At 51.0% G+C, this 23,601-nt stretch carries 24 protein-coding genes; 17 read left to right on the top strand and 7 right to left on the bottom strand.

The features are described 5' to 3' along the window. Positions 1–21: 21 nt before the first annotated feature. Positions 22–336, top strand: coding sequence for a DUF2502 domain-containing protein (locus FEK50_RS04235; protein ID WP_130217502.1), 315 nt, complete (start codon positions 22–24; stop codon positions 334–336). Between the two features lie 38 nt (positions 337–374). Here FEK50_RS04235 and yaaA read toward each other — a convergent pair whose 3' ends face one another. Next, positions 375–1,151: a peroxide stress protein YaaA gene (gene yaaA, locus FEK50_RS04240; protein WP_131161269.1), complete on the bottom strand. Its 777-nt coding sequence runs from the start codon at positions 1,149–1,151 to the stop codon at positions 375–377. 69 nt (positions 1,152–1,220) lie between these two features. Continuing rightward, on the bottom strand, positions 1,221–2,651 hold the full coding sequence (locus FEK50_RS04245; protein ID WP_131161268.1) for a sodium:alanine symporter family protein: 1,431 nt from the start codon (positions 2,649–2,651) through the stop codon (positions 1,221–1,223). A gap of 279 nt (positions 2,652–2,930) precedes the next feature. On the opposite strand from FEK50_RS04245, the gene tal reads away from it, so the two are divergent. Together tal and mog are read left to right on the top strand one after the other, a co-directional pair. After that, positions 2,931–3,884: a transaldolase gene (gene tal / locus FEK50_RS04250; protein ID WP_000130187.1), complete on the top strand. Its 954-nt coding sequence runs from the start codon at positions 2,931–2,933 to the stop codon at positions 3,882–3,884. Between the two features lie 114 nt (positions 3,885–3,998). Continuing rightward, complete coding sequence (gene mog, locus FEK50_RS04255; RefSeq protein ID WP_130204821.1) at positions 3,999–4,586, top strand: molybdopterin adenylyltransferase; 588 nt, start codon at positions 3,999–4,001, stop codon at positions 4,584–4,586. 204 nt (positions 4,587–4,790) lie between these two features. Here mog and satP read toward each other — a convergent pair whose 3' ends face one another. The 3 genes from satP to FEK50_RS04270 all read right to left on the bottom strand — a co-directional run bounded on the left by satP (position 4,791) and on the right by FEK50_RS04270 (position 6,649). Next, positions 4,791–5,357 carry an acetate uptake transporter gene (satP, locus tag FEK50_RS04260; protein ID WP_130259602.1) on the bottom strand — a complete coding sequence of 189 codons (567 nt, stop codon included), beginning with the start codon at positions 5,355–5,357 and terminating at the stop codon, positions 4,791–4,793. 148 nt (positions 5,358–5,505) lie between these two features. Then, positions 5,506–6,219: an acidic protein MsyB gene (gene msyB, locus FEK50_RS04265; RefSeq protein WP_130217496.1), complete on the bottom strand. Its 714-nt coding sequence runs from the start codon at positions 6,217–6,219 to the stop codon at positions 5,506–5,508. A 25-nt stretch (positions 6,220–6,244) separates the two neighbouring features. After that, a complete protein-coding gene (locus tag FEK50_RS04270) occupies positions 6,245–6,649 on the bottom strand; it encodes a DUF2541 family protein (RefSeq protein ID WP_130259604.1) in 405 nt (134 codons plus the stop codon). Positions 6,650–7,024: 375 nt separating this feature from the next. Here FEK50_RS04270 and dnaK point away from each other — a divergent pair, with 375 nt between their 5' ends. Both dnaK and dnaJ read left to right on the top strand, forming a co-directional pair. Further along, on the top strand, positions 7,025–8,941 hold the full coding sequence (dnaK, locus tag FEK50_RS04275; protein WP_000516137.1) for a molecular chaperone DnaK: 1,917 nt from the start codon (positions 7,025–7,027) through the stop codon (positions 8,939–8,941). 88 nt (positions 8,942–9,029) lie between these two features. After that, entirely contained in the window at positions 9,030–10,160 is a 1,131-nt protein-coding gene (dnaJ, locus tag FEK50_RS04280; RefSeq protein WP_001118464.1) for a molecular chaperone DnaJ, read from the top strand. 103 nt (positions 10,161–10,263) lie between these two features. Here dnaJ and mokC read toward each other — a convergent pair whose 3' ends face one another. Then, complete coding sequence (mokC, locus tag FEK50_RS04285; RefSeq protein ID WP_000809168.1) at positions 10,264–10,416, bottom strand: type I toxin-antitoxin system toxin MokC; 153 nt, start codon at positions 10,414–10,416, stop codon at positions 10,264–10,266. A gap of 584 nt (positions 10,417–11,000) precedes the next feature. Here mokC and nhaA point away from each other — a divergent pair. Both nhaA and nhaR read left to right on the top strand, forming a co-directional pair. Further along, positions 11,001–12,167: a Na+/H+ antiporter NhaA gene (gene nhaA / locus FEK50_RS04290; protein WP_130204827.1), complete on the top strand. Its 1,167-nt coding sequence runs from the start codon at positions 11,001–11,003 to the stop codon at positions 12,165–12,167. A 59-nt stretch (positions 12,168–12,226) separates the two neighbouring features. Further along, positions 12,227–13,132, top strand: a complete 906-nt coding sequence (gene nhaR, locus FEK50_RS04295; protein ID WP_130204829.1) for a transcriptional activator NhaR — start codon at positions 12,227–12,229, stop codon at positions 13,130–13,132. Between the two features lie 96 nt (positions 13,133–13,228). Here the strand turns inward: nhaR and rpsT are convergent, their stop codons facing one another. Further along, on the bottom strand, positions 13,229–13,492 hold the full coding sequence (rpsT, locus tag FEK50_RS04300) for a 30S ribosomal protein S20 (protein ID WP_001274019.1): 264 nt from the start codon (positions 13,490–13,492) through the stop codon (positions 13,229–13,231). Between the two features lie 102 nt (positions 13,493–13,594). On the opposite strand from rpsT, the gene FEK50_RS04305 reads away from it, so the two are divergent. The 10 genes from FEK50_RS04305 to carA all read left to right on the top strand — a co-directional run bounded on the left by FEK50_RS04305 (position 13,595) and on the right by carA (position 23,589). Continuing rightward, a complete protein-coding gene (locus FEK50_RS04305; protein ID WP_064525381.1) occupies positions 13,595–13,813 on the top strand; it encodes a DUF2575 family protein in 219 nt (72 codons plus the stop codon). Positions 13,814–13,820: 7 nt separating this feature from the next. After that, on the top strand, positions 13,821–14,762 hold the full coding sequence (gene ribF, locus FEK50_RS04310) for a bifunctional riboflavin kinase/FAD synthetase (RefSeq protein WP_130204831.1): 942 nt from the start codon (positions 13,821–13,823) through the stop codon (positions 14,760–14,762). Between the two features lie 42 nt (positions 14,763–14,804). After that, positions 14,805–17,633 (top strand): isoleucine--tRNA ligase, encoded by a 2,829-nt coding sequence (gene ileS, locus FEK50_RS04315; protein ID WP_131161267.1) that lies wholly within the window; start codon positions 14,805–14,807, stop codon positions 17,631–17,633. Further along, a complete protein-coding gene (lspA, locus tag FEK50_RS04320; RefSeq protein WP_000083385.1) occupies positions 17,633–18,127 on the top strand; it encodes a signal peptidase II in 495 nt (164 codons plus the stop codon). The genes ileS and lspA overlap by 1 nt, the downstream gene beginning before the upstream one ends. Before the next feature lie 106 nt (positions 18,128–18,233). Beyond that, the gene (gene fkpB / locus FEK50_RS04325) at positions 18,234–18,683 is read left to right on the top strand and encodes an FKBP-type peptidyl-prolyl cis-trans isomerase (protein WP_000004655.1); all 450 of its coding nucleotides are present in this window, start codon (positions 18,234–18,236) and stop codon (positions 18,681–18,683) included. 1 nt (position 18,684) lies between these two features. Beyond that, complete coding sequence (gene ispH, locus FEK50_RS04330; RefSeq protein WP_130204835.1) at positions 18,685–19,635, top strand: 4-hydroxy-3-methylbut-2-enyl diphosphate reductase; 951 nt, start codon at positions 18,685–18,687, stop codon at positions 19,633–19,635. A gap of 65 nt (positions 19,636–19,700) precedes the next feature. Further along, positions 19,701–20,615 carry a ribonucleoside hydrolase RihC gene (gene rihC / locus FEK50_RS04335; RefSeq protein WP_130204837.1) on the top strand — a complete coding sequence of 305 codons (915 nt, stop codon included), beginning with the start codon at positions 19,701–19,703 and terminating at the stop codon, positions 20,613–20,615. A 22-nt stretch (positions 20,616–20,637) separates the two neighbouring features. Then, complete coding sequence (locus FEK50_RS04340) at positions 20,638–21,003, top strand: DUF805 domain-containing protein (protein WP_130204839.1); 366 nt, start codon at positions 20,638–20,640, stop codon at positions 21,001–21,003. A 160-nt stretch (positions 21,004–21,163) separates the two neighbouring features. After that, a complete protein-coding gene (dapB, locus tag FEK50_RS04345) occupies positions 21,164–21,985 on the top strand; it encodes a 4-hydroxy-tetrahydrodipicolinate reductase (protein WP_130204841.1) in 822 nt (273 codons plus the stop codon). Between the two features lie 455 nt (positions 21,986–22,440). After that, complete coding sequence (carA, locus tag FEK50_RS04350) at positions 22,441–23,589, top strand: glutamine-hydrolyzing carbamoyl-phosphate synthase small subunit (protein WP_001589662.1); 1,149 nt, start codon at positions 22,441–22,443, stop codon at positions 23,587–23,589. The last annotated feature ends 12 nt before the right edge of the window (positions 23,590–23,601 follow it).

Genomic DNA, 23,601 nt, shown 5'->3' on the forward strand with positions numbered 1-23,601 from the left:
AATGATAATAAGGAGTCACCTGTGAAAAAGATGCAATCTCTCTTACTCGCATTTTCCCTGATTCTGGTTGCTCCTATGGCAGCGCAGGCTGAGGAAATAATGCTGGTGCCATCAGTAAAGTTACAGATTGGCGATCGTGATTATCGCGGTTTCTACTGGGATGGCGGTTACTGGCGTGACCACGACTGGTGGCACAGAAATTATGAATGGCGAGGCAATCGCTGGCACCCATACGGACTGCAGCCGCACTATAATAATCATCGCGATCATCGTGACGATCATCGTCATGATCACCGGGATGATCATTATCCGGGGCCTGGCAGACATCACCGCTAAATATAAATGCCGGATGACCTCCGGCATTTACCGCAAACTTAACGCAGTTCGTAGCGTTTAAACACCAGTTCGCCATTGCTGGAAGAGGCTTCATCGAAGAAGTAACCTTCACTGTTAAAACCTGTCAGTTGCTCTGGCTTGGTCAGGCGATTTTTAATGATAAACCGACTCATCAGGCCACGCGCTTTTTTAGCATGGAAGCTGATGACCTTAAACTTGCCGTTCTTCTCATCGAGGAATATCGGCTTGATTATCTCGGCATTCAATTTCTTCGGCTTCACTGATTTAAAATACTCATCTGACGCCAGGTTAATCACCACCTGATCGCCTTGTGCTTCGAGCGCTTCGTTTAGCTTGTTGGTGATCACATCCCCCCAGAACTGGTACAGGTCTTTACCCCGCGCATTCTCAAGACGGATCCCCATCTCCAGACGGTATGGCTGCATTAAATCGAGCGGGCGCAGTACGCCGTACAAACCGGAAAGCATACGTAAATGCTGCTGGGCAAAAGCAAAATCTTCTTCACTAAAGGTTTCGGCTTGCAAGCCGGTATAGACATCGCCTTTAAATGCCAGAATTGCCTGCCGGGCATTCTCTGGCGTGAAATCTGGCTGCCAGTCATGAAAGCGGGTAGCGTTGAGATCGGCCAGCTTGTCACTGATTTTCATCAGTTTGCCAATCTGCGGTGCCGTTAGTTTTCGCGCTTCATGGATAAGCTGTTGGGAGTTGTCTAACAGCTCCGGCAGCGTGTAGCGTGTGGTGGCCAAAGGGCTTTGATAATCAAGTGTTTTAGCAGGTGAAATCAGAATCAACATATCCAGTCCTTGCAGGAAATTTACTGCGACTGTAGCAAAAAAAGTGGATGAGTTGATCGATAGTTGTGATTACTCCTGCGACAAATCATCCCACGCGTCAGGGGACAGTTGCTGACTGATATCCGGGTAGCGCAGCGGATCAAACACCGGACGTACGCCGAGTTTACGCTGGCGCAGATAATCGCTGGCAATGATATGCACCACAGGGGAAAGCAGCAAAATCGCTGTCAAATTGGTGATTGCCATGCAGGCCATAATAATATCGGCCAGTTGCCACATCATCGGAAGGCTCAGTAGGGTGCCGCCAATGACTGTAACAAAGATACAGATACGCAGACTCCAGATAGCTTTCCGGTTGTTCAGCCGTAAAAAGAAGAGATTATTTTCGGCATAAATGTAGTTGGCGACGATCGAGCTGAAGGCAAATAGAATCACTACTATCGTGACAAATTCTGCCCCCCAGGAACCCATTAATACACGCATCGCTTTCTGAATGAGTTGGATACCTTCCAGTGGCAAATAGGTGGTGCCGTTACCAGCCAGCAATATCAGCATGGCGCTTGCCGTACAAATCACCATCGTGTCGATAAAGATGCCGATCATCTGGACAATACCTTGCGCTGCCGGATGCGGTGGCCATGATGCCGCCGCCGCCGCTGCGTTCGGTGTTGATCCCATCCCCGCCTCATTGGAAAACATACTGCGCTGAAAGCCGTTAGTAATCGCCTGACTCAGGGTATAACCCGCCGCGCCGCCTGCCGCTTCCTGCCAGCCAAAGGCGCTTTCAAAAATAGACCAAATAACGTGTGGAAGTTGCCCGATATTCATTGCGCAAATGACCAGGCTGGCGAGTACCCAGATTAACGCCATAATAGGGACAAACCATTGCATTAACCGGGCGACGCCATGAATGCCGTGAGTTATCGCCAACAAGGTAAAAATGGCGAGAATGACACCCGTTACTAACGGAGGGAAATCAAATGCAAAGCTCATCGCGCGAGCGACGGCATTTGCCTGAACACCGCTGAAAATCAGTCCGTAGGCGATGAGCAAAAAGACGGCGAACAGAACGCCCATCCAGCGCATCCCTAACCCACGCGCCATATACCATGCTGGTCCGCCGCGAAACTGCCCATTGACGTCACGTTCTTTATAAAGCTGGGCAAGGGAACATTCGGCAAAAGAGGTCGCCATGCCAATAAACGCGGCAACCCACATCCAGAAAACGGCACCCGGTCCACCGGCGATGATAGCCAGCGCAACGCCTGCCAGGTTGCCGCTGCCGACGCGCGCGGCGAGACTGGTACACAATGATTGAAAAGAAGTTAAACCGCCTCGTTGCGGATGAATGCTATTTTTAAGACTTTTGCCAAACTGACGAATATAGCGAAATTGAACGAACCCAGAACGAAAAGTGAACCAACAGCCTGCGCCGAAGAGCAGGTAGATCATCACTGATCCCCATAGTACGTTGTTAATAAAAGAGAAAAAGTCAGGCATTCGTATCCCTCTTGTCGCCGGTGCGCGGTTACATTCCTGTGTAAACGTTACCAATTGATTAAGAATTATATACGATGTGCATTGGTTGATAACGTCTGTGTAGCATACATGAGGTTTTGTTTAAAAATGGCGGGTGATATCAACGCCATGTCAGAAATCCGAAACAGTCTTGCCTGGTGATAACCCTTTTGTCTGCGGTTGCGCTGTCGTTACGTCGTGATATCATCAGGGCAGACCGGTTACATCCCCCTAACAAGCTGTTTAAAGAGAAATACTATCATGACGGACAAATTGACCTCCCTTCGTCAGTACACCACCGTAGTGGCCGACACAGGGGACATCGCGGCAATGAAGCTGTATCAACCGCAGGATGCCACAACCAACCCTTCTCTCATTCTTAACGCAGCGCAAATTCCGGAATACCGTAAGTTGATTGATGATGCTGTCGCCTGGGCGAAACAGCAGAGCAACGATCGCGCGCAGCAGATCGTGGACGCGACCGACAAACTGGCAGTAAATATTGGTCTGGAAATCCTGAAACTGGTTCCGGGCCGTATCTCAACTGAAGTTGATGCGCGTCTTTCCTATGACACCGAAGCGTCAATTGCGAAAGCAAAACGCCTGATTAAGCTCTACAACGATGCAGGTATTAGCAACGATCGTATTCTGATCAAACTGGCTTCTACCTGGCAGGGTATCCGTGCTGCAGAACAGCTGGAAAAAGAAGGTATCAACTGTAACCTGACTCTGCTGTTCTCCTTCGCTCAGGCACGTGCTTGTGCGGAAGCGGGCGTGTTCCTGATTTCTCCGTTTGTTGGCCGTATTCTTGACTGGTACAAAGCCAATACAGATAAGAAAGAGTACGCTCCGGCAGAAGATCCGGGTGTCGTTTCTGTATCTGAAATCTACCAGTACTACAAAGAACACGGTTATGAAACCGTGGTTATGGGCGCAAGCTTCCGTAACATCGGCGAAATTCTGGAACTGGCAGGCTGCGACCGTCTGACCATCGCACCGGCACTGTTGAAAGAGCTGGCTGAGAGCGAAGGGGCTATCGAACGTAAACTGTCTTACACTGGTGAAGTGAAAGCGCGTCCGGCGCGTATCACCGAGTCTGAGTTCCTGTGGCAGCACAACCAGGACCCAATGGCAGTTGATAAACTGGCGGAAGGTATCCGTAAGTTTGCTGTTGACCAGGAAAAACTGGAAAAAATGATCGGCGATCTGCTGTAATCATTCTTAGCGTGACCGGGAAGTCGGTCACGCTACCTCTTCTGAAGCCTGTCTGTCACTCCCTTCGCAGTGTATCATTCTGTTTAACGAGACTGTTTAAACGGAAAAATCTTGATGAATACTTTACGTATCGGCTTAGTTTCCATCTCTGATCGCGCGTCCAGCGGCGTTTATCAGGATAAAGGCATCCCTGCGCTGGAAGAATGGCTGACATCGGCGCTAACCACGCCGTTTGAACTGGAAACTCGCTTAATCCCCGATGAGCAGGCGATCATTGAGCAAACGTTGTGTGAGCTGGTGGATGAAATGAGTTGCCATCTGGTGCTGACAACCGGCGGTACTGGCCCGGCGCGCCGTGACGTAACGCCCGATGCGACGCTGGCAGTAGCGGACCGCGAGATGCCAGGCTTTGGTGAACAGATGCGCCAGATAAGCCTGCATTTTGTGCCAACTGCGATCCTTTCGCGCCAGGTGGGGGTGATTCGTAAGCAGGCACTGATCCTTAACTTACCCGGTCAGCCGAAGTCCATCAAAGAGACACTGGAAGGCGTGAAGGATGCCGAGGGTAAGGTCGTGGTACATGGCATTTTCGCCAGCGTACCGTACTGCATTCAGTTGCTGGAAGGACCATACGTTGAAACGGCACCGGAAGTGGTGGCAGCATTCAGACCGAAGAGTGCAAGACGCGAAGTTAGCGAATAAAAAAATCCCCCCAGGCGGGGGATGAGACTGATGACAAACGCAAAACTGCCTGATGCGCTACGCTTATCAGGCCTACGAGTTTCCTGCAATATATTGAATTTGCACGATTTTGTAGACCAGGTAAGGCGTTCACGCCGCATCCGGCATGAATAAAGCGCACATTGTCAACAAACTGATATCCCCCGAGCGGGGGATATCAAGCAATTAGTGAGACTCACCAATCGGCAGAACGGTACGGCCAAACTGTTCGTTCAGCACTTCACCCATTGCCAGATAAATTGCGCTGGCACCGCAGATCAGACCAATCCAGCCGGCGAAGTGGATGATCGCGGCGTTACCGGCAATGTTACCCACAGCCAGCAGCGCAAACAGCACGGTCAGGCTGAAGAATACGAATTGCAGAACGCGTGCGCCTTTCAGCGTGCCGAAGAACATAAACAGCGTAAACACGCCCCACAGACCCAGGTAGACACCAAGGAACTGCGCATTTGGCGCATCGGTCAGGCCCAGTTTCGGCATCAGCAGAATCGCAACCAGCGTCAGCCAGAAAGAACCGTAAGAGGTGAAGGCAGTTAAACCGAAAGTGTTGCCTTTTTTATACTCCAGCAGACCGGCAAAAATTTGCGCGATACCGCCGTAGAAGATGCCCATAGCGAGAATAATACCGTCCAGAGCGAAATAACCCACGTTGTGCAGGTTAAGTAGAATGGTGGTCATGCCGAAGCCCATCAGGCCCAGCGGTGCCGGATTAGCCAACTTAGTGTTGCCCATAATTCCTCAAAAATCATCATTGAATGAATGGTGAAATAATTTCCCTGAATAACTGTAGTGTTTTCAGGGCGCGGCATAATAATCAGCCAATGGAGTAGTGTCCATGATCTTTTGAGGGGAAAATGAAAATTTTCCCCGATGTGAGGGATTAGGCCTGAGTGGCGCTGACAATTCGACGCAGGCAGGCAATTTGCAGGACCGCCGGAATAGTAACGCGATAGGCGCTACCGCTGACGGCTTTAACTCCGTTTAATGCCGCGCCCACCGGGCCACCAAGCCCCGCACCACGTAGTAGGCCATGCCCGAGAACGCTCATTGCTGCGTGGGTACGTAAAATGCGGGTAAGCTGGCTGGAAAGCAGATGCGACACGCCTTTTGCCAATAATTTGTCTTTCATCAGCAGCGGTAATAGCTCTTCCAGCTCGTTGACTCTGGCATCGACCGCCTTGAGAAATTCCTGCTTATGTTCCTCGTCCATTTTCTTCCAGGTATTACGCAGAAATTGTTCCAGTAATTGTTGCTCAATTTCAAACGTAGACATCTCTTTGTCGGCTTTTAGCTTCAGCCGTTTTGAGACGTCGAGCAAAATGGCCCGGTACAGTTTACCGTGTCCGCGAAGTTTGTTAGCGATACTATCGCCGCCAAAATGCTGTAATTCTCCGGCAATTAGCTGCCAGTTGCGGCGATGTTGCTCGGGATGCCCTTCCATCGATTTGAACAGTTCATTACGCATCAGAACGCTGGAGAGGCGAGTTTTGCCTTTTTCGTTATGGGTGAGCAAACGGGCGAAATTGGTCAGTTGCTCCTCACTACAATGCTGGAGAAAATCCAGATCTGAATCATTCAGGTAATTAACATTCATTTATTGTGGCTTCTCTGTTCAAGCGTTAATCGTCGCCGATAATTTTCAGCGTGGCCATATCGGACGAGTTCACTGTATGACCGGAAAAGGTGATTTTTGACACGCAGCGTTTGTTGTCGTTATCGCTGTTAATGTTGATCCAGCTGGTGGTTTGCCCTTCTTTAATTTCGGCGGGAACATTCAGGCTTTGACTGGCGCTACGGGCGGCTTTGAAATAAACCGACGCGCCGCTCAACTGTAAATCGCCGTGGTCGGCGGTGAGTTGGATACGTTTTACGATGCGGCAAACGGGGAGTTTCAGTGCCAGATCGTTGGTTTCGTTACGCGGCATCGCAATGACGCCGAGGATTTTATGGTCGTTAGCTTGCGCCGTGCAGCACAGCATAAGGCTAAGTACCAGGCTGGCGGAAATCGTAAAAACGGATTTCATAAAGATTCTCTTAGCGGGGGAGCAGTAGGGGATGAATAGCCACTAGTTTACTGCTGGCGAAAAGAAGATTCAGGTATGTAATCTTTTCTTTTTATTACAATTTTTGGGTGAATAACTTGTGTTGGATTCATTCTTTATATGAATGAAATTGCCGTCTGTTTCATGTCTTCTTCCGGCATATCACGAAATTTCTGCGCAAAAGCACAAAAAATTTTTGCATCTCCCCCTTGATGACGTGGGTTACGACCCCATTTAGTAGTCAACCGCAGTGAGTGAGTCTGCAAAAAAATGAAATTGGGCAGTTGAAACCAGACGTTTCGCCCCTATTACAGACTCATACCACATGATGACCGAATATATAGTGGAGACGTTTAGATGGGTAAAATTATTGGTATCGACCTGGGTACTACCAACTCTTGTGTAGCGATTATGGATGGCACCACTCCTCGTGTGCTGGAGAACGCCGAAGGCGATCGCACCACGCCTTCTATCATTGCCTATACCCAGGATGGTGAAACTCTGGTTGGTCAGCCGGCTAAACGTCAGGCAGTGACGAACCCGCAAAACACCCTGTTTGCGATTAAACGCCTGATTGGCCGCCGCTTCCAGGACGAAGAAGTACAGCGTGATGTTTCCATCATGCCGTTCAAAATTATTGCTGCTGATAACGGCGACGCATGGGTCGAAGTTAAAGGCCAGAAAATGGCACCGCCGCAGATTTCTGCTGAAGTGCTGAAAAAAATGAAGAAAACCGCGGAAGATTACCTGGGCGAACCGGTAACTGAAGCTGTTATCACTGTACCGGCATACTTTAACGATGCTCAGCGTCAGGCAACCAAAGACGCAGGCCGTATCGCTGGTCTGGAAGTAAAACGTATCATCAACGAACCGACCGCAGCTGCGCTGGCTTACGGTCTGGACAAAGGTACTGGTAACCGTACTATCGCGGTTTATGACCTGGGTGGTGGTACTTTCGATATTTCCATTATCGAAATCGACGAAGTTGACGGCGAAAAAACCTTCGAAGTTCTGGCTACCAACGGTGATACCCACCTGGGTGGTGAAGACTTTGATAGCCGTTTGATCAACTATCTGGTTGAAGAATTCAAGAAAGATCAGGGCATTGACCTGCGCAACGACCCGCTGGCAATGCAGCGTCTGAAAGAAGCGGCAGAAAAAGCGAAAATCGAGCTGTCTTCCGCTCAGCAGACCGACGTTAACCTGCCGTACATCACTGCAGACGCGACCGGTCCGAAACACATGAACATCAAAGTGACTCGTGCGAAACTGGAAAGCCTGGTTGAAGACCTGGTAAACCGTTCCATCGAGCCGCTGAAAGTTGCACTGCAGGACGCTGGCCTGTCCGTATCTGATATCGACGACGTTATCCTCGTTGGTGGTCAGACTCGTATGCCAATGGTTCAGAAGAAAGTTGCTGAATTCTTTGGTAAAGAACCGCGTAAAGACGTTAACCCGGACGAAGCTGTAGCAATCGGTGCTGCTGTTCAGGGTGGTGTTCTGACTGGTGACGTAAAAGACGTACTGCTGCTGGACGTTACCCCGCTGTCTCTGGGTATCGAAACCATGGGCGGTGTGATGACGACGCTGATCGCGAAAAACACCACTATCCCGACCAAGCACAGCCAGGTGTTCTCTACCGCTGAAGACAACCAGTCTGCGGTAACCATCCACGTGCTGCAGGGTGAACGTAAACGTGCGGCTGATAACAAATCTCTGGGTCAGTTCAACCTGGATGGTATCAACCCGGCACCGCGCGGTATGCCGCAGATCGAAGTTACCTTCGATATCGATGCTGACGGTATCCTGCACGTTTCCGCGAAAGATAAAAACAGCGGTAAAGAGCAGAAGATCACCATCAAGGCTTCTTCTGGTCTGAACGAAGATGAAATCCAGAAAATGGTACGCGACGCAGAAGCGAACGCCGAAGCTGACCGTAAGTTTGAAGAGCTGGTACAGACCCGCAACCAGGGCGACCATCTGCTGCACAGCACCCGTAAGCAGGTTGAAGAAGCAGGCGACAAACTGCCGGCTGACGACAAAACTGCTATCGAGTCTGCGCTGACTGCACTGGAAACTGCTCTGAAAGGTGAAGACAAAGCCGCTATCGAAGCGAAAATGCAGGAGCTGGCACAGGTTTCCCAGAAACTGATGGAAATCGCCCAGCAACAACATGCCCAGCAGCAGACTGCCGGTGCTGATACTTCTGCAAACAACGCGAAAGATGACGATGTTGTCGACGCTGAATTTGAAGAAGTTAAAGACAAAAAATAATCGCCCTATAAACGGGTAATTATACTGACACGGGCGAAGGGGAATTTCCTCTCCGCCCGTGCATTCATCTAGGGGCAAATCAAAAAAGATGGCTAAGCAAGATTATTACGAGATTTTAGGCGTTTCCAAAACAGCGGAAGAGCGTGAAATCAAAAAGGCCTACAAACGCCTGGCCATGAAATACCACCCGGACCGTAACCAGGGTGACAAAGAGGCCGAAGCGAAATTTAAAGAGATCAAGGAAGCTTATGAAGTTCTGACCGACTCGCAAAAACGTGCGGCATACGATCAGTATGGCCATGCGGCGTTTGAGCAAGGCGGCATGGGCGGCGGCGGTTTTGGCGGCGGCGCCGACTTCAGCGATATTTTTGGTGACGTTTTCGGCGATATTTTTGGCGGCGGACGTGGTCGTCAACGTGCGGCGCGTGGTGCTGATTTACGCTATAACATGGAGCTCACCCTCGAAGAAGCTGTACGTGGCGTGACCAAAGAGATCCGCATTCCGACTCTGGAAGAGTGTGACGTTTGCCACGGTAGCGGTGCAAAACCAGGTACACAGCCGCAAACCTGTCCGACCTGTCATGGTTCTGGTCAGGTGCAGATGCGCCAGGGCTTCTTCGCCGTACAACAGACCTGTCCACACTGTCAGGGCCGCGGTACGCTGATCAAAGATCCGTGCAACAAATGTCATGGTCATGGTCGTGTTGAGCGCAGCAAAACGCTGTCCGTTAAAATCCCGGCAGGGGTGGATACCGGGGACCGCATCCGTCTTGCGGGCGAAGGTGAAGCGGGCGAACACGGCGCACCGGCAGGCGATCTGTACGTTCAGGTTCAGGTTAAACAGCACCCGATTTTCGAGCGTGAAGGCAACAACCTGTATTGCGAAGTCCCGATCAACTTCGCTATGGCGGCGCTGGGCGGTGAAATCGAAGTGCCGACCCTCGATGGTCGCGTCAAACTGAAAGTGCCTGGCGAAACCCAGACCGGTAAGCTGTTCCGTATGCGCGGTAAAGGTGTCAAGTCTGTCCGCGGTGGTGCGCAAGGTGACTTGCTGTGCCGCGTAGTGGTCGAAACACCGGTAGGTCTGAACGAGAAGCAGAAACAACTGCTGCAAGAGCTGCAGGAAAGCTTTGGTGGCCCAACCGGCGAGCACAACAGCCCGCGCTCAAAGAGCTTCTTTGATGGCGTGAAGAAGTTTTTCGACGACCTGACTCGCTAACCTCCCCAAAAGCCTGCCCGTGGGCAGGCCTGGGTAAAAATAGGGTGCGTTGAAGATATGCGAGCACCTGTAAAGTGGCGGGGATCGCTCCCCGCCGTTGCTCTTACTCGGATTCGTAAGCCGTGAAAACAGCAACCTCCGTCTGGCCAGTTCGGATGTGAACCTCACAGAGGTCTTTTCTCGTTACCAGCGCCGCCACTACGGCGGTGATACAGATGACGATCAGGGCGACAATCATCGCCTTATGCTGCTTCATTGCTCTCTTCTCCTTGACCTTACGGTCAGTAAGAGGCACTCTACATGTGTTCAGCATATAGGGGGCCTCGGGTTGATGGTAAAATATCACTCGGGGCTTTTCTCTATCTGCCATCCAGCTAATGCCTGAGACAGATAGCCTCAAGCACCCGCCGCTATTATACCGCTCTCTTTAACCCACTCAGTTTTATCGATTCTAATCCTGAAGACGCCTCGCATTTTTATGGCGTAATTTTTTAGGGATTTAATTATTTAACTTTAATTTATCTCTTTATCGCAATTATTGACGACAAGCTGGATTATTTTTGAAATATTGTCCTAACAAACAACGCCGACTGACAACAAATTAATTATTACTTTTCCGAATTAATCCCTCAGAAATCCAGACCTTAAGCTATGATTATCATGGCTTGAGGTCATCAGCCACCGCTTTCGAGCGCCAAAAACACTTCCTCTGCTGGTGACTTAATCTTCTTTATAGATCGTAAAAAGCGAATCATTCCTACACTATAATCTGATTTTAACGATGATTCGTGCAGAGTAAAATAGTAAAAACGATCTATTCACCTGAAAGAGAAATAAAAAGTGAAACATCTGCATCGATTCTTTAGCAGTGATGCCTCGGGAGGCATTATTCTCATCATTGCCGCTGTTCTGGCGATGATTATGGCCAACAGCGGCGCAACCAGTGGATGGTATCACGACTTTCTTGAGACGCCGGTTCAGCTCCGGGTTGGTTCTCTTGAAATCAATAAAAACATGCTGTTATGGATAAATGACGCGTTAATGGCGGTATTTTTCCTGTTGGTTGGTCTGGAAGTTAAACGCGAGCTGATGCAAGGATCGCTGGCCAGTTTGCGCCAGGCGGCATTTCCAGTTATTGCTGCAATCGGCGGGATGATTGTCCCGGCATTGCTTTATCTGGCCTTTAACTATGCCGATCCTGTTACTCGTGAAGGGTGGGCGATCCCGGCGGCAACTGACATTGCTTTTGCGCTGGGGGTTCTGGCGTTATTGGGAAGTCGTGTACCGTTGGCGCTGAAGATCTTTTTGATGGCGCTGGCTATTATCGATGATCTTGGGGCCATCATAATCATTGCCTTGTTTTACACTAATGATTTGTCGATGACCTCTCTTGGCGTTGCAGCCGTAGCAATTGCGGTGCTCGCGGTGCTGAACATTTGTGGTGTTCGCCGCACGGGAGTTTATATTCTGGTCGGCGTGGTGCTGTGGACCGCAGTGTTGAAATCAGGTGTCCACGCAACGCTGGCAGGTGTCATTGTCGGTTTCTTTATTCCATTGAAAGAGAAGCATGGCCGTTCTCCGGCGAAGCGCCTGGAGCATGTATTGCATCCATGGGTGGCTTATCTGATTTTGCCGCTGTTTGCTTTTGCCAATGCCGGCGTTTCTCTGCAAGGCGTGACGTTGGATGGCCTGACCTCCATCTTGCCATTAGGGATCATCGCCGGTTTGCTGATTGGCAAGCCGTTGGGTATTAGTTTGTTCTGCTGGTTGGCGCTGCGTTTGAAACTGGCTCATTTGCCAGAGGGAACCACTTATCAGCAAATTATGGCGGTTGGGATCTTGTGCGGTATCGGTTTTACTATGTCTATCTTTATTGCCAGCCTGGCTTTTGGTAGCGTAGATCCAGAACTGATTAACTGGGCGAAATTGGGCATTCTGGTTGGCTCAATCTCTTCGGCGGTAATTGGATATAGCTGGTTACGCATTCGTTTACGTCCATCAGTTTGACAGGGCGATGTACCGGGGAGCCATAAATGGCTCCCTTTTCATTCTTATCAGGGAGAGAAATGAGCATGTCTCATATCAATTACAACCACTTGTATTACTTCTGGCATGTCTACAAAGAAGGTTCTGTGGTTGGCGCAGCGGAGGCGCTTTATTTAACACCACAAACCATTACTGGGCAGATCCGGGCGCTGGAAGAGCGCCTGCAAGGGAAACTATTTAAGCGTAAAGGACGTGGTCTGGAACCCAGCGAACTGGGTGAACTGGTCTATCGCTATGCCGATAAAATGTTCACCTTAAGCCAGGAAATGCTGGACATTGTGAACTATCGCAAAGAGTCAAACTTGTTGTTTGATGTTGGCGTGGCAGATGCTCTTTCCAAACGCCTGGTCAGTAGTGTATTGAATGCCGCAGTGGTGGAAGACGAGCAGATCCATTTACGCTGTTTTGAATCGACGCACGAGATGCTGTTGGAGCAACTGAGTCAGCATAAGCTGGATATGATCATCTCTGACTGCCCGATAGACTCCACCCAGCAGGAAGGGCTGTTTTCCATAAAAATTGGCGAGTGTGGTGTCAGTTTCTGGTGCACTAACCCGCTGCCAGAAAAGCCGTTTCCTGCCTGTCTGGAAGAGCGTCGCTTACTTATTCCGGGGCGTCGCTCAATGTTGGGACGCAAGCTATTAAACTGGTTTAACTCTCAGGGCTTAAACGTTGAAATTCTGGGGGAGTTTGATGATGCGGCGTTGATGAAAGCTTTTGGAGCGACGCATAACGCTATTTTCGTTGCACCTTCGCTTTACGCTAATGATTTCTATAACGATGACTCGGTTATGGAGATAGGCCGCGTTGAGAACGTCATGGAAGAGTACCACGCGATTTTCGCCGAAAGGATGATTCAACATCCTGCGGTACAGCGTATTTGCAACACAGATTACTCTGCGTTGTTTACTTCAGCTTCAAAATAACCATTTGTACTCTGCAGGCTGCAGTTTTGGCCTGCAGATGGGCATAAAAAAACCCGCTTGCGCGGGCTTTTTTACAAAGCTGACAACAAAAGGCGATTAAGCCAGTTTGTTGATCTGTGCAGTCAGGTTAGCCTTATGACGTGCAGCTTTGTTTTTGTGGATCAGACCTTTAGCAGCCTGACGGTCCACGATCGGTTGCATTTCGTTAAATGCTTTCAGTGCAGCAGCTTTGTCGCCAGCTTCGATAGCTGCGTATACTTTCTTGATGAAAGTACGCATCATAGAGCGACGGCTTGCGTTGTGCTTACGAGCCTTTTCAGACTGAATGGCGCGCTTCTTAGCTGATTTGATATTAGCCAAGGTCCAACTCCCAAATGTGTTCTATATGGACAATTCAAAGGCCGAGGAATATGCCCTTTTAGCCTTCTTTTGTCAATGGATTTGTGCAAATAAGCGCCGTTAATGTGCCGGCGCTCGTTACGTAGTGATGGCGCAGGATTCTACCAGCTTGCGGGGTGTGAATACAGCTTTTCCGCGATAAAAATTGCATCAGGCCGTGAGTTTCTGCCCGTGATTTGCGCCATGGCAATGAAAAGCCACTTCTTTCTGATTTCGGTACTCAATCGCCGGTTAACCTTGACCGCTGTACAAGGTATACTCGGACGATTTTCACTGTTTTGAGCCAGACATGAAGCTGATACGCGGCATACATAATCTCAGCCAGGCCCCGCAAGAAGGGTGTGTGCTGACTATTGGTAATTTCGACGGCGTGCATCGAGGTCATCGCGCGCTGTTGCAGGGCTTGCAGGAAGAAGGGCGCAGGCGAAACTTACCGGTGATGGTGATGCTTTTTGAACCTCAACCACTGGAACTGTTTGCTACCGATAAAGCCCCGGCAAGACTGACCCGACTGCGGGAAAAACTGCGTTACCTTGCAGAGTGTGGCGTAGATTACGTGCTGTGCGTGCGTTTCGACAGGCGCTTTGCGGCGCTGACTGCGCAAAACTTCATCAGCGATCTACTGGTGAAGCATTTGCGGGTAAAATTCCTCGCCGTGGGTGATGATTTCCGCTTTGGCGCTGGTCGTGAAGGCGATTTCTTGTTATTACAGAAAGCTGGCGTGGAATACGGCTTTGACATTACCAGTACGCAAACTTTTTGCGAAGGTGGCGTGCGTATCAGCAGCACCGCTGTGCGTCAGGCACTTGCAGACGATAATCTGGCTCTGGCAGAAAGTTTACTGGGGCACCCGTTTGCCATCTCCGGGCGTGTGGTCCACGGTGATGAATTAGGGCGCACGATAGGTTTCCCGACGGCGAATGTACCGCTACGCCGTCAGGTTTCCCCGGTGAAAGGGGTTTATGCGGTGGAAGTGCTGGGCCTCGGCGAAAAGCCGTTACCCGGCGTGGCAAACATCGGAACACGTCCAACGGTTGCCGGTATTCGCCAGCAGCTGGAAGTGCATTTGTTAGATGTTGCAATGGACCTTTACGGTCGCCATATACAAGTAGTGCTGCGTAAAAAAATACGCAATGAGCAGCGATTTGCGTCGCTGGACGAACTGAAAGCGCAGATTGCGCGTGATGAATTAACCGCCCGCGAATTTTTTGGGCTAACAAAACCGGCTTAAGCCTGTTATGTAATCAAACCGAAATACGGAACCGAGAATCTGATGAGTGACTATAAATCAACCCTGAATTTGCCGGAAACAGGGTTCCCGATGCGTGGCGATCTCGCCAAACGCGAACCGGGAATGCTGGCGCGTTGGACTGATGATGACCTGTACGGCATCATTCGTGCGGCTAAAAAAGGCAAAAAAACCTTCATTCTGCATGATGGCCCTCCTTATGCGAATGGCAGCATTCATATTGGTCACTCGGTTAACAAGATTCTGAAAGACATTATCGTGAAGTCCAAAGGACTTTCCGGTTATGACTCGCCGTATGTGCCTGGCTGGGACTGCCACGGTCTGCCGATCGAGCTGAAAGTAGAGCAAGAATACGGTAAGCCGGGTGAGAAATTCACTGCTGCCGAGTTCCGCGCCAAGTGCCGCGAATACGCAGCTACCCAGGTTGACGGTCAGCGCAAAGACTTTATCCGTCTGGGCGTGCTGGGCGACTGGTCGCACCCGTACCTGACCATGGACTTCAAAACTGAAGCCAACATCATCCGCGCGCTGGGCAAAATCATCGGCAACGGTCACCTGCACAAAGGCGCGAAGCCAGTGCACTGGTGCGTTGACTGCCGTTCTGCACTGGCAGAAGCGGAAGTTGAGTATTATGACAAAACGTCTCCGTCCATCGACGTCGCTTTCCAGGCGGTCGATCAGGATGCGCTGAAAGCAAAATTTGGCGTCAGCAACGTTAACGGCCCAATCTCGCTGGTAATCTGGACCACCACGCCGTGGACTCTGCCTGCAAACCGCGCAATCTCTATTGCACCGGATTTCGACTATGCGCTGGTGCAGATCGACGGTCAGGCCGTGATTCTGGCGAAAGATCTGGTTGAAAGCGTAATGCAGCGTATCGGCGTTACCGATTACACCATTCTCGGCACGGTAAAAGGTGCGGAGCTTGAGCTGCTGCGCTTTACCCATCCGTTTATGGGCTTCGACGTTCCGGCAATCCTCGGCGATCACGTTACCCTGGATGCTGGTACCGGTGCCGTTCACACCGCGCCTGGCCACGGTCCGGACGACTATGTGATTGGCCAGAAATACGGTCTGGAAACCGCTAACCCGGTTGGCCCGGACGGCACTTATCTGCCGGGCACTTACCCGACGCTGGATGGCGTGAATGTCTTCAAAGCGAACGACATCGTCGTTGCGCTGCTGCAGGAAAAAGGCGCGCTGCTGCACGTTGAGAAAATGCAGCACAGCTATCCGTGCTGCTGGCGTCACAAAACGCCGATCATCTTCCGCGCGACACCGCAGTGGTTCGTCAGCATGGACAAAGAAGGTTTGCGCGCGCAGTCGCTGAAAGAGATCAAAGGCGTGCAGTGGATCCCGGATTGGGGCCAGGCGCGTATCGAGTCGATGGTCGCTAACCGTCCTGACTGGTGTATCTCCCGTCAGCGCACCTGGGGCGTACCGATGTCACTGTTCGTGCATAAAGACACGGAAGAACTGCATCCGCGTACCCTCGAACTTATGGAAGAAGTGGCTAAACGCGTTGAAGTTGATGGCATCCAGGCGTGGTGGGATCTCGATGCGAAAGAGATCCTCGGCGACGAAGCTGACCAGTATGTGAAAGTGCCGGATACTCTCGACGTATGGTTTGACTCCGGATCTACCCACTCTTCCGTTGTTGACGTGCGTCCTGAATTTGCTGGTCACGCAGCGGACATGTATCTGGAAGGTTCTGACCAACACCGCGGCTGGTTCATGTCTTCTCTGATGATCTCTACCGCGATGAAGGGCAAAGCGCCGTATCGTCAGGTACTGACCCACGGCTTTACCGTGGATGGTCAGGGTCGCAAGATGTCTAAATCCATCGGCAACACCGTTTCGCCGCAGGATGTGATGAATAAACTGGGCGCGGATATTCTGCGTCTGTGGGTGGCATCTACCGACTACACCGGTGAAATGGCCGTTTCTGACGAGATCCTGAAACGTGCTGCCGACAGCTATCGTCGTATCCGTAACACCGCACGCTTCCTGCTGGCAAACCTCAATGGTTTTGATCCGGCAAAAGATATGGTGAAACCGGAAGAGATGGTGGTACTGGATCGCTGGGCCGTAGGTTGTGCGAAAGCGGCACAGGAAGACATCCTCAAGGCGTACGAAGCATACGATTTCCACGAAGTGGTACAGCGTCTGATGCGCTTCTGTTCCGTTGAGATGGGTTCCTTCTACCTCGACATCATCAAAGACCGTCAGTACACCGCCAAAGCGGACAGTGTGGCGCGTCGTAGCTGCCAGACTGCGCTGTATCACATCGCAGAAGCGCTGGTTCGCTGGATGGCACCTATCCTCTCCTTCACCGCAGATGAAGTGTGGGGCTACCTGCCGGGCGAGCGTGAAAAATACGTCTTCACCGGCGAGTGGTACGAAGGCCTGTTTGGCCTGGCAGATGATGAGGAATTTAATGATTCCTTCTGGGACGATGTTCGTTACATCAAAGATCAGGTAAACAAAGAACTGGAAAATCAGAAGGCGAATGGCATCAAGTCTAATCTGGAAGCTAAAGTTACGCTGAAATATGCTGACGATGATCTGGGGACTATTGCGAAGCTAAAACGTCTGGGCGAAGAGGCGAGATTCATTTTCATTACGTCTCAATTCGTCATTTCTGATGAGGCTGGCGGTATCAATGATGAAAATATCCAGTATAACCCTGGTAATACAACCGTTCAGGCAGTTGTAACTCGTGCCGAAGGTGAGAAGTGTCCACGCTGCTGGCACTACACCCAGGATGTCGGCAAGGTGGCGGAACACGCAGAAATCTGCGGCCGCTGTGTCAGCAACGTCGCCGGTGACGGTGAAAAACGTAAGTTTGCCTGATGAGTCAATCGATCTGTTCAACAGGGCTACGCTGGCTGTGGCTGGTGGTAGTCGTGCTGATTATCGATCTGGGCAGCAAATACCTGATCCTCCAGAACTTTGCTCTGGGGGATACGGTCCCGCTGTTCCCGTCGCTTAATCTGCATTATGCGCGTAACTATGGCGCGGCGTTTAGTTTCCTTGCCGATAGCGGCGGCTGGCAGCGTTGGTTCTTTGCCGGTATAGCGATTGGTATTAGCGTTACCCTGGTGGTGATGATGTATCGCTCGAAGGCGACGCAAAAGCTAAACAATATCGCTTACGCGCTGATTATTGGCGGCGCGCTGGGCAATCTGTTCGACCGCCTGTGGCATGGCTTCGTTGTCGATATGATCGACTTCTACGTCGGCGACTGGCACTTCGCCACCTTCAACCTTGCCGATACTGCAATCTGTGTCGGGGCGGCACTGATTGTGCTGGAAGGTTTTTTGCCTTCTAAAGCGAAAAAACAATAATAAACCCTGCCGGATGCGATGCTAACGCATCTTATCCGGCCTACAGATTGCTGCGAAATCGTAGGCGCATCCGGCAAAAATCCTCAAAATATAAGAGCAAACCTGCATGTCTGAATCTGTACAGAGCAATAGCGCCGTCCTGGTGCACTTCACGCTAAAACTCGACGATGGCACCACCGCCGAGTCTACCCGCAACAACGGTAAACCGGCGCTATTCCGCCTGGGTGATGCTTCTCTTTCCGAAGGGCTGGAGCAACATCTGCTGGGGCTGAAAGTGGGCGATAAAACCACCTTCTCGCTGGAGCCAGATGCGGCGTTTGGCGTGCCGTCACCGGACCTGATTCAGTACTTCTCCCGCCGTGAGTTTATGGATGCAGGCGAGCCAGAAATTGGCGCAATAATGCTTTTTACCGCAATGGATGGCAGTGAGATGCCTGGCGTGATCCGCGAAATTAACGGTGACTCCATTACCGTCGATTTCAACCATCCACTGGCCGGGCAGACCGTTCATTTTGATATTGAAGTGCTGGAAATCGATCCGGCGCTGGAGGCGTAACATGCAGATCCTGTTGGCCAACCCACGTGGTTTTTGTGCCGGGGTAGACCGCGCTATCAGCATTGTTGAAAACGCGCTGGCCATTTACGGCGCACCGATTTATGTCCGTCACGAAGTGGTGCATAACCGCTACGTGGTCGATAGCCTGCGCGAGCGCGGGGCTATCTTTATTGAGCAGATCAGCGAAGTGCCGGACGGCGCGATCCTGATTTTTTCCGCACACGGTGTTTCTCAGGCAGTCCGCAACGAAGCGAAAAGTCGCGATTTGACGGTATTTGACGCGACCTGTCCGCTGGTGACCAAAGTGCATATGGAAGTCGCGCGCGCCAGCCGTCGTGGCGAAGAGTCGATTCTCATCGGCCACGCCGGGCATCCGGAAGTGGAAGGTACGATGGGCCAGTACAGTAACCCGGAAGGGGGAATGTATCTGGTCGAGTCGCCGGACGACGTGTGGAAACTGACGGTCAAAAACGAAGAGAAACTCTCCTTTATGACCCAGACCACGCTATCGGTGGATGACACGTCTGATGTCATCGACGCGCTGCGTAAACGCTTCCCGAAAATTGTCGGGCCGCGCAAAGATGATATCTGCTACGCCACCACCAACCGTCAGGAAGCGGTACGCGCCCTGGCAGAGCAGGCAGAAGTGGTGTTGGTGGTCGGTTCGAAAAACTCCTCCAACTCCAACCGTCTGGCGGAACTGGCCCAGCGCATGGGCAAACGGGCGTTTTTGATTGACGATGCGACAGATATCCAGGAAGAGTGGGTAAAAGAGGTGAAATGCGTCGGTGTGACTGCTGGCGCGTCGGCTCCGGATATTCTGGTACAGAACGTAGTCGCACGTTTACAGCAGCTTGGCGGTGGCGAAGCCATTCCGCTGGAAGGCCGCGAAGAAAATATCGTTTTCGAAGTGCCGAAAGAGTTGCGTGTCGATATTCGTGAAGTTGATTAAGTCATTAGCAGCCTAAGTTATGCGAAAATGCCGGTCTTGTTACCGGCATTTTTTATGGAGAAAACATGCGTTTACCTATTTTCCTCGATACAGACCCCGGCATTGACGATGCCGTCGCCATTGCCGCCGCGATTTTTGCCCCCGAGCTCGACCTGCAACTGATGACCACCGTCGCAGGTAATGTCTCGGTTGAGAAAACTACCCGCAACGCCCTGCAACTGCTGCATTTCTGGAATGCGGAGATTCCGCTTGCCCAGGGAGCTGCCGTGCCGCTGGTACGCGCACCGCGTAATGCAGCATCTGTGCACGGTGAATCGGGAATGGCTGGCTACGACTTTGTCGAGCACAACAGAAGCCCACTGGACAAACCCGCATTTCTGGCTATTCGGGATGCCCTGCTGCGTGCGCCTGAGCCTGTTACTCTGGTAGCCATCGGCCCGTTAACCAATATTGCGCTGTTACTTTCACAATGCCCGGAATGCAAACCGCATATTCGCCGTCTGGTGATCATGGGTGGTTCTGCCGGACGCGGCAACTGCACACCAAACGCCGAGTTTAATATCGCTGCCGATCCAGAAGCGGCTGCGTGCGTCTTCCGTAGCGGCATCGAAATCGTCATGTGCGGTCTGGATGTCACCAATCAGGCGGTGTTAGCTCCTGATTATCTTGCTACATTGCCGGAGTTGAATCGTACCGGAAAAATGCTGCACGCCTTGTTTAGTCACTACCGTAGCGGCAGTATGCAAAGCGGCCTGCGTATGCACGATCTCTGCGCCATCGCCTGGCTGGTGCGCCCGGACTTATTCACTCTCAAGCCGTGTTTTGTGGCAGTGGAAACGCAGGGCGAATTTACCTCAGGTACTACGGTTGTTGATATCGACGGTTGCCTGAGTAAACCTGCAAACGTGCAGGTGGCGCTGGATCTGGATGTGAAAGGCTTTCAGCAGTGGGTGGCGGAAGTGCTGGCCCTGGCGAACTAATCAGAAAACAAGGAAGTGTTCTATGACGTATGGAGAAGCGTATTTGGAAGGGTGGAAAAACATCTTTAATTATGAAGGTGTCGCCACCCGTTTTGAGTTCTGGTCGTTTATGATCGGTAGTGTCGTTATCTGTCTGCTACCGCTTTTATGCTGGTGGTTTGCGGAAACAATGAACAATGACTATGGTGTTTTCATTTTTTTTGCGCTGCCCGCGTCATTTATTTTAACGTTGATTTTTGCCGTACCGGCGATGGCGCTAGCCGTCAGAAGGATGCACGATATCGGATATCCAGGGTGGTGGGTCATTATTGTCGTGTTGATCCCTGTTACGGGCGTAATTCTGCTTATACTTTGCTGCCTGCCGTCAAAGTCACAAGACCAGGCATAATGACAGATGGTATGACGCATCACTTTCTGCGTCATGCCTTTCACTGATATCCCTCCCTGTTTATCATTAATTTCTAATTATCAGCGTTTTTGGCTGGCGGCGTAGCGATGCGCTGGTTACTCTGAAAACGGTCTATGCAAATTAACAAAAGAGAATAGCTATGCATAATGCAAACATCCGCGTTGCCATCGCGGGAGCCGGGGGGCGTATGGGCCGCCAGTTGATTCAGGCGGCGCTGGCATTAGAAGGCGTGCAGCTGGGCGCGGCGCTGGAGCGCGAAGGATCTTCTTTACTGGGCAGCGACGCTGGTGAACTGGCCGGAGTCGGAAAAACAGGCGTTACCGTGCAAAGCAGCCTCGACGCGGTAAAAGATGATTTTGATGTGTTTATCGATTTTACCCGTCCGGAAGGTACGCTGAACCATCTCGCTTTTTGTCGCCAGCATGGTAAAGGGATGGTGATTGGTACCACGGGTTTTGATGACGCTGGCAAACAAGCGATTCGTGACGCTGCCACAGATATTGCGATTGTCTTTGCCGCCAATTTTAGCGTTGGCGTTAACGTCATGCTTAAGCTGCTGGAGAAAGCCACTCAGGTAATGGGTGACTACACCGATATTGAAATTATCGAAGCACATCATAGACATAAAGTCGATGCGCCGTCAGGCACTGCGCTGGCGATGGGGGAGGCGATTGCTCATGCACTGGACAAAGACCTGAAAGATTGCGCGGTCTACAGTCGTGAGGGCCATACCGGTGAACGTGTTCCTGGCACCATTGGTTTTGCCACTGTACGAGCGGGTGACATCGTGGGTGAACATACCGCCATGTTCGCCGATATCGGCGAACGTCTGGAGATTACCCATAAGGCGTCCAGCCGCATGACATTTGCTAACGGTGCGGTAAGATCGGCATTGTGGCTAAATGGCAAGAAAAATGGTCTTTTTGATATGCGAGATGTGCTGGATCTCAATAAATTATAACCACAAAACATTTGTATTGATGCAAAAATAACATATCTAATTCGTTGATTATAAAGGGCTTTGATTTTTGGCCCTTTTATTTTGTGTTTTTTTCTTAATTGTTGATGCAAATTGCTAAAAATATAAAGTTTTGTCTGTGGTTTTTGTTGTTTTAATGTAAATTTTGACCATCTGGTCCACTTTTTTCCGAGTGAATTTTGTTTTTACATTCTTCTCGCTGTGCAAGCGTTTTCCTGACTACGTTAGGTGATCTTTTTGTCACTTAATGCCATAAAAATATGCATGACGCATAAAATCATATAATAAATACCGCGATTGAGTTGACTTTTAGCGCCCATATCTCCAGAATGCCGCCGTTTGCCAGAAATTCGTCGGTAGGCAGATTTGCATTGATTTGCGTCATCATTGCGAATTAATATGCAAATAAAGTGAGTGAATATTCTCTGGAGGGTGTTTTGATTAAGTCAGCGCTATTGGTTCTGGAAGACGGAACCCAGTTTCACGGTCGGGCCATAGGGGCAACAGGTTCGGCGGTTGGGGAAGTCGTTTTCAATACTTCAATGACCGGTTATCAAGAAATCCTCACTGATCCTTCCTATTCTCGTCAAATCGTTACTCTTACTTATCCCCATATTGGCAATGTCGGCACTAATGACGCCGATGAAGAATCTTCTCAGGTACATGCACAAGGTCTGGTGATTCGCGACCTGCCGCTGATTGCCAGCAACTTCCGCAACACCGAAGACCTCTCTTCTTACCTGAAACGCCATAACATCGTGGCGATTGCCGATATCGATACCCGTAAGCTGACGCGTTTACTGCGCGAGAAAGGCGCACAGAATGGCTGCATTATCGCGGGCGATAACCCGGATGCGGCGCTGGCATTAGAAAAAGCCCGCGCGTTCCCAGGTCTGAACGGCATGGATCTGGCAAAAGAAGTGACCACCGCAGAAGCCTATAGCTGGACACAAGGGAGCTGGACGCTGACCGGCGGCCTGCCAGAAGCGAAAAAAGAAGACGAGCTGCCGTTCCACGTCGTGGCCTACGATTTCGGTGCCAAGCGCAACATCCTGCGGATGCTGGTGGACAGAGGCTGCCGCCTGACCATCGTTCCGGCGCAAACTTCTGCGGAAGATGTGCTGAAAATGAATCCAGACGGTATCTTCCTCTCCAACGGTCCTGGCGACCCGGCCCCGTGCGATTACGCTATTACTGCCATCCAGAAATTCCTCGAAACCGACATCCCGGTATTCGGCATCTGCCTCGGCCATCAGTTGCTGGCGCTGGCGAGCGGTGCGAAGACCATTAAGATGAAGTTCGGACACCACGGCGGCAACCATCCGGTGAAAGATGTTGAGAAAAACGTGGTGATGATCACCGCCCAGAACCACGGTTTTGCGGTGGATGAAGCAACATTACCTGCAAACCTGCGTGTTACACATAAATCCCTGTTCGACGGTACGTTACAGGGGATTCATCGCACCGATAAACCGGCGTTCAGCTTCCAGGGTCACCCTGAAGCCAGCCCTGGTCCGCACGACGCAGCGCCGTTGTTCGACCACTTTATCGAGTTAATTGAGCAGTACCGTAAAACCGCTAAGTAATCAGGAGTAAAA

Origin of the sequence: Escherichia sp. E2586 (genome assembly GCF_005781105.1) — a bacterium.
Classification (GTDB): Bacteria; Pseudomonadota; Gammaproteobacteria; order Enterobacterales; family Enterobacteriaceae; genus Escherichia.